Origin of the sequence: Streptomyces sp. SID3343 (assembly GCF_009865215.1) — a bacterium.
GTDB lineage: Bacteria > Actinomycetota > Actinomycetes > Streptomycetales > Streptomycetaceae > Embleya.
Window position 1 is genome coordinate 1 of sequence record NZ_WWJX01000693.1, and the last position, 5,749, is coordinate 5,749.

The following is a 5,749-nucleotide window of genomic DNA, read 5'->3' on the forward strand; positions in this document are numbered from 1 at the left end:
CTCCTCGACCGCGACCGGCTCGCCCCGCAGCAGCGCGAGCAGGTGTCGCAGCGACGTCACCCCGAGCACGGTGACCCCGGGCACCAACTCCGCCTCGCCCGCCGCGGTCGCCGGCACCACGACCCGCGTGCACCCGGCAGCCGCGGCGGCCATCACGGCGGGCAGCACGCCACGCACCGGCCGCAATCGGCCGTCCAGGCCCAGTTCGCCGACCATGACCAGGTCCTCGATGGTGCGCGGGTCCAGGACCCCGGCGGCGGCGAGCACCGCGGCGGCGATCGGCAGGTCGAAGCCCGAACCGGTCTTGGGCACGGTGGCGGGCGACAGGCCCACGGTGAGTCGGCGCTGCGGCCACTCCTCGCCGCTGTTGACCACGGCCGCGCGGACCCGCTCTCGCGACTCCATCAGCGTCTTGTCGGGCAAGCCCACCAGGGTGAAGGTGGTGACGCCCGGCTCCAGGTCGGCCTGGACCTCGACCACCACCCCGTCCACCCCGATCAGGGTGACCGAGCGCGTGCGTGCGAACACCACGGTCAGCACATCCCGCGCACGTGCTCGACGTGTGCGGCCCCGCTCGCGGACGGCACGATCGCGACCAGGTCGATCCGCACGTCGCGCCCCGGCTGCCCGGCCGGCGGATGCGCGAGGAGCCAGCGCTCCGCCAACAACCGCAGCCGCCGCGCCTTGGCCGCCCCGATCGTCGCCATCGGGTGCTCGAACCCGCCGGCCCGCCGGGTCTTGACCTCACACACCACGAGCGTGGGTCCGTCCCGCGCGACGATGTCGATCTCGCCGTCCCGGCATCGCCAGTTGCGATCGAGCACGACCATGCCGTGCTCGATCAGATACCGCGCCGCGACCCGCTCGCCGTAACGCCCGACCGCGCCGTTGCGCAACTGCTTCGCGCCGCCGCTTCCGGCCCTACCCGTCCGAGCCCGGCTCCCGGCCTCGCCCGTCCCACCTCTGCCCGTCCCAGCCCCGCCTGTCTCGGCCCCGCCTGTCTCGGCCCGCACAACGACCACCTCCGACTCCGACGGTGCCGGAATCGGAGGTGGCCGCTCTCGCGTCGGCGTGGCCTGTGCACAACCGGGCCGCTGTGGATACCCGATCCACCCCGGAGGGGGATTGCGGATCTGCCGCGAGCGCCGTTCAGCCGCACCGAACCCGGCCACACCGAACGATCAGTCGCACGAAACGATCAGTCGCACCCGGCCGCACCGAACGGCCGGCCACTCGAAACGATCAGCCGCACCGATCGATCAGCCGCCGAACCCTTCGTTGCCCGCGGGCATCTCGAACTCGCTCTTGGTCAGTTCCTCGACGTTGACGTCCTTGAAGGTGAGAACCCGGACGTTCTTCACGAAACGCGCGGGTCGATACATGTCCCACACCCACGCGTCCGCCATGGACAACTCGAAGAAGACCTCCCCGTCGGCCGACCTCACGTGCAGCTCGTACTGGTTGGTGAGGTAGAAGCGCCTTTCCGTCTCGATGACGTACTTGAAGAGACCCACGACGTCGCGGTACTCGCGGTAGAGCTGCAGCTCCATCTCGGTCTCGTACTTTTCGAGATCTTCCGCACTCATGCGCGCCCCTCGCTCCTGCGCTTCGCTGTCGTCTCCCATTGTGTACCGGCGACCCACCGGACCACCGGCGCACCATGGCCCAACCGCCCGGCCGTTCGCGCGTCACCCCAGGCTCAGCCGTTCCACCACTCGAACGGCTCATCGATCAGCTCGCCGGCCAGGAACGTCGGCAGCAGCGTGGGCAGCCGTCCGGGGTAGAACCGCACCGGCGAGGCCACGATCTCGGCCACCGGCCACCAGTGCGCGCCCTGGTACTCCGCCAACTCGTCGGCCGTCCAGCGCGACCGGTCCTCGCACACCTTCGGCGCGCGCTCGGCGATCCGCACCAACACCACGAACTCGTGTTGGACCCGCCGATGCCCCGGGCGGACCCAGGTCACACTGCGCCGCCACGTGGGCGGTCCGACGTCGGCCGCGGCGATCCGCAGGCCGGTCTCCTCCAGAATCTCGCGCACGGCGGCGTCCACGTAGCTCTCGCCGGGGTCGAGCCCGCCTCCCGGCAGGTCCCACCAGTCGGTGGGGTCCGACTCGGGGACGTGCGTGCGAAACAGCAGCACCCGGTCGTCGGGATCGAGCAGTACGACGCGCACGGCCCGACGTTCGAGGTCGGGGCTCAGGTCGGCGGGGTAGTCCGGAACCGGCCCGGGAACGTCGCCGGGCCATGACACGGGTTGAGTCGTCATCCCCGGATTGTCCTCCCACGGCAAACGGCCGGGTCGCCCGGGAGAAGGATTCCCGAGCGACCCGGCCGTGGGCGGGGACGACCGTCAGGCCGGCGGTGCCCCCGACGGATCACGCGTGGCCACCCGCTCCGGTGGTCCGTCCGCGCGCCGGCGTCGCCGCCACAGCACGATCGGCAGGGCGCCGGCGAAGCCCGCCGCGAGCGGCGCGCTGCCCACCGCGCCCATGCCCAGTCCGGGCTGGTCGAAGGTGCCCGGCACGCCGAGCCCGTGGATCCGGCTGAGCGGCCACACGACGGTGAAGGCCCGCCCGATCACCTGGTCCTTGTCGACGGTGCCACCGCCGGGCTCGCCCTGGTGGTAGCGCGAGTCGGACGAGTTGTCCCGGTTGTCGCCCATGAGCCAGATCCGACCCTTGGGGATGGTCACGTCGAACTGCATCGTCGAGGGGGCCACCCCCTTCTTGAGATACGAACTCTCGTCGAGGGGCTTTCCGTTGACCATCAGTCGACCCTGCGCGTCACAGCACTGGACCCGGTCGCCGCCGACTCCGATGACCCGCTTGATCAGGTCCTTCTCACTGGCGGACGGCATCAGGCCGACCCACGACATGCCCTTTTGCAACCCGCGCACGATCGCGTTGTCGGACTGCTTGGGGGCTTCGGACAGCCAGTTGCCCGGGTCGTGGAAGACCACGACCTGGCCGCGCTCGGGCTCCGCGCCGAACCACGGGGTGAACTTGTTGACCAGGACCCGGTCGCCGACCTTGATCGTGTTCTCCATCGACTCCGAGGGAATCGAGAACGCCTGCACCAGGAACGTCTTGATGAGCAGCGCCAGCACGATCGCGATCACCAGGAGCAGGGGCAGTTCCTTCCAGAACGACCCCTTGCGCTTGGGCGGGGGAGTCGCCGACGCACCGTCGGTGTCGGCGGCCTCGGTGTCCGAACCACCCGGTCCCTCGCCCGAGTCACCCGGGTCACCCGAGTCACCGGGCCCCCCGGAACCTCCCGGGCCGTCGCCACCGGGCGGCGACCCGGCGGGACCGCCGGGGCCCGCGGGCAGGGGCGCGGAACCCGCCGGGGGAAAGATCGGCGCGCGCTCGGGCACGGCGCCGTTCCCGTTCGGGGGGCGTTTCACCAGATCGGGCGACTGCGCGGGGACGTCCCCGCTCGTTGGTTCCGTCGGTGGTGCTCCCGGATCGTGGGGCGCCTCGCCGGGATGCCGCTCGCGTGGCTCCCGCCCACGATCGTCGTCTCCACCAGCGGATCGTGCTCCGATCACGACTTCCCCCACGGCGCCTCCTCGTACCCGTGCAGGCCACTCGGCGACCGGTCAGGGCTGTTCACCGGCTGCCCACAGCTGCGTCTTGATGATTTCCGACCCGTGCCGCGCACGTCGCCGGGTCGATGTCGCCCCCATGGGACCGGCATGCGCCGGCGCGAGCGTACACGCCTGCGTAGCAGGACCATCGGAACCGCACCCACCATCCCCATAACGACCGGGGTGGTCGGGAGAATCGCAACCGACAGGGCTTTGTTTTCGAACGAGCCCGAGAAGGTGTCGGGAACCGGCAGGCGATGCACCCGCCCGAACGGCCAACCCACCATGAAGGCCCGACCGACCACGTCGCCCTCCGAGATCGTGCCCGAGTACGGACGGTCCATATGTGCCCGCGAATCGGCCGAGTCACCGCGATGATCGCCCATCACCCACAACCGCCCCTTGGGCACGGTAACGGTGAATCGCTTCTGGGAGGGCGCGTTGCCCTTGTACAGATACGGCTCGTCGAGCGGGACGCCGTTGACGGTGACCCGCCCGGACGGGTCGCAGCACGCGACCGTGTCACCGCCGACCCCGATCACCCGCTTGATCAGGTCCTGTTCGTCGTCGGACGGAAGCATGCCCACGAAGACGAGTCCCTGTTTGAGCTGCTTGAGCACGGGCGGCGGATCGTCGGCCGGCTTCTTGCCGAGCCAACCGCCGGGGTCGCGGAAGACCACGACCTCTCCGCGCTCGGGAGTGTCCCCGAACCACGGTGAGAACTTGTCGACCAGAACCCGGTCACCGATGTTGATGGTGTGCTCCATCGACCCGGACGGGATGTAGAAGGCCTGGACCAGGAACGTCTTGATCAACAGCGCGAGCGCGAGGGCGATCACCGCGAGCATGGGGATCTCACGCCACAGCGGCACCGGCTTCTTGTCCCGGCGCCGGGAGGTGCGTCGCCCTCGACCGCGGGCGGCGGCCCGACCGGTGCGAACCGGCGTACCGGCCTCGACCTCCGGCGCCGCGACGAACGGCGGCGTCTCACCGCCGGCGGGTGGGACGAACGCCGAACCGTCGTAAGGGACCGCAGGGTCGAACGCCGCCCGGTCGAGCGCCGCACCGTCGAACGCCGAACCATCGGACACGGAGCCGTCCATAGCGGAGCCGTCGAACGCCGAACCCTCGACGCCCGATCCGCCGATCGGCAGCGCGTCGAACCCCGGCGCGCCGGTCACCACGGCGCCCGCCGAAGCCGCAGGCGCGGCCCGGGTGCCCTCCTCGGACGCGTCGGCGCTCGGGGCGCCGGTCTCGGCTCGGCCGCCCTTGGGCTTTCCGCGTTTACCCACGACGGTCGAAGTCCGACCGTTCGAAGGTCTTCGGGCGATCCCAGCCCTGGATCCTGCCGAGCGGCCAGATGATCCACTGCGCCCGGCCGATCACCCTGCTCTCGGGCACCATGCCGCCGCCGGGGTCGCCGAGGTGCTCACGCGAGTCCGCCGAGTTGCTGCGGTGGTCACCCATGACCCACAGCTTGCCCTTGGGTACCTCGGCCTCGAACGGGAACTCGGACGGCTTGTCGCCGGGGTAGAGATAGTCGTCCTCGTCGAGCGGGACGCCGTTGACCGTGACCCGGCCCTGGGCGTCACAGCACTTGACGACGTCGCCGCCGATTCCGATCACGCGCTTGACGAAGTCGCTGTCGTCGGGGTTCGTGAAGCCGAACACGCCACCCAGCTTGTTCAGCGCGCCGGTCACCGGATTCGGTTCGTCGGCGTCGTCGGGGGTGAACGAACCCTTGCCGTCGAAGACGATCATGTCGCCGCGCTTGATGTCGCCGAAGCGATAGGCGAGCTTGTTGACCAGGACCCGATCGCCGACCTGCAGCGTGTTCTCCATCGACCCGCTCGGGATCACGAAGGGCTGCGCCACCCACGAGTTGATCGCGAGTACGACGACCATCGCGACCGCGACCAGGAGCGGCAGTTCGACCCACGCCGGCATCCGACGCCGACGCGCCCGCGACGGCTCGGGCTTGGCGTCCGGGTCGTCGAATGCGTCGCCGCCACCGTCGCCTTCGCCGGCATCGGGGGCGTCCGAGTCCACCGAAACGGTCTTGCCGAGCGAGACGACCTCGGCGACCGCATCGGTCGCGGCACCCTCGTCGCCCGCGTCGCCGGCGACGATCGCAGCGGCCGAACCACCCGCGGCAGCCCG

7 protein-coding genes are annotated in these 5,749 nt (G+C 70.6%); all 7 read right to left on the minus strand.

Annotation, left to right across the window (positions count from 1 at the left end):
• Positions 1-531, minus strand: a 531-nt coding sequence (locus GT354_RS21270; protein ID WP_346012107.1) for a magnesium chelatase domain-containing protein, incomplete at its 3' end; no start/stop codon positions are given.
• 2 nt (positions 532-533) lie between these two features.
• Positions 534-896 (minus strand): YraN family protein, encoded by a 363-nt coding sequence (locus GT354_RS21275; protein WP_202512125.1) that lies wholly within the window; start codon positions 894-896, stop codon positions 534-536.
• A 363-nt stretch (positions 897-1,259) separates the two neighbouring features.
• Positions 1,260-1,586, minus strand: a complete 327-nt coding sequence (locus tag GT354_RS21280; protein ID WP_078979196.1) for a DUF2469 domain-containing protein — start codon at positions 1,584-1,586, stop codon at positions 1,260-1,262.
• Between the two features lie 113 nt (positions 1,587-1,699).
• The gene (locus tag GT354_RS21285; RefSeq protein ID WP_161357942.1) at positions 1,700-2,269 is read right to left on the minus strand and encodes an NUDIX domain-containing protein; all 570 of its coding nucleotides are present in this window, start codon (positions 2,267-2,269) and stop codon (positions 1,700-1,702) included.
• A gap of 84 nt (positions 2,270-2,353) precedes the next feature.
• Positions 2,354-3,376 carry a signal peptidase I gene (gene lepB / locus GT354_RS21290; protein WP_161357943.1) on the minus strand — a complete coding sequence of 341 codons (1,023 nt, stop codon included), beginning with the start codon at positions 3,374-3,376 and terminating at the stop codon, positions 2,354-2,356.
• A gap of 170 nt (positions 3,377-3,546) precedes the next feature.
• Complete coding sequence (gene lepB / locus GT354_RS21295; protein ID WP_346012108.1) at positions 3,547-4,881, minus strand: signal peptidase I; 1,335 nt, start codon at positions 4,879-4,881, stop codon at positions 3,547-3,549.
• Positions 4,874-5,638 carry a signal peptidase I gene (gene lepB / locus GT354_RS21300; protein WP_346012109.1) on the minus strand — a complete coding sequence of 255 codons (765 nt, stop codon included), beginning with the start codon at positions 5,636-5,638 and terminating at the stop codon, positions 4,874-4,876. Before lepB (GT354_RS21300) ends, lepB (GT354_RS21295) begins: the two co-directional genes overlap by 8 nt.
• Between the last annotated feature and the right edge of the window lie 111 nt (positions 5,639-5,749).